Origin of the sequence: Thermococcus sp. M36 (assembly GCF_012027355.1) — an archaeon.
In the GTDB taxonomy this organism is placed as follows: Archaea; Methanobacteriota_B; Thermococci; order Thermococcales; family Thermococcaceae; genus Thermococcus.
Genome location: NZ_SNUH01000159.1, coordinates 1 through 470 on the forward strand (window position 1 = coordinate 1; position 470 = coordinate 470).

Genomic DNA, 470 nt, shown 5'->3' on the forward strand with positions numbered 1-470 from the left:
AAGGCATTGGATTAGAAACAGTAAAACAATTAGCTGAAAACGGGGTAAAAGTTATTGCAGCAAGCCGTAATAAAGAACGCGGAGAAGCAGCCGTAGCAAGCCTTGTAAAGGATGGATTAGATGTTGAATTTTTACAATTAGATGTTGTTAATGAAGCAGATATTCATAATGCTTATCAATACATCAGCAACAATTACGGCAAATTGGATATTTTAATTAATAACGCCGGTATTCAGGTTGAAAGTGATAGTGATTGGGCTATAAATACCAGTGTTAATGTGAACGAAAAAGCATTACGCGAAACATTCGAAACAAACTTTTTTGCAATCATTAAACTAACTGATGAGTTATTGCCTTTACTTAAAAAAAGTGATGCCGGAAGAATTGTAAACTTAAGCAGCATATTGGGTTCATTAACCTTACATGCAGATGAAAACTCACCAATTTACGGTTCAAAATTAAGATCGGAA

1 protein-coding gene is annotated in these 470 nt (G+C 34.3%); it reads left to right on the forward strand.

Annotated features, from left to right (window positions below; translation table 11 throughout):
- On the forward strand, nucleotides 1–470 hold a 470-nt coding region (locus E3E36_RS11780; protein ID WP_167895568.1), incomplete at both ends, for an SDR family NAD(P)-dependent oxidoreductase.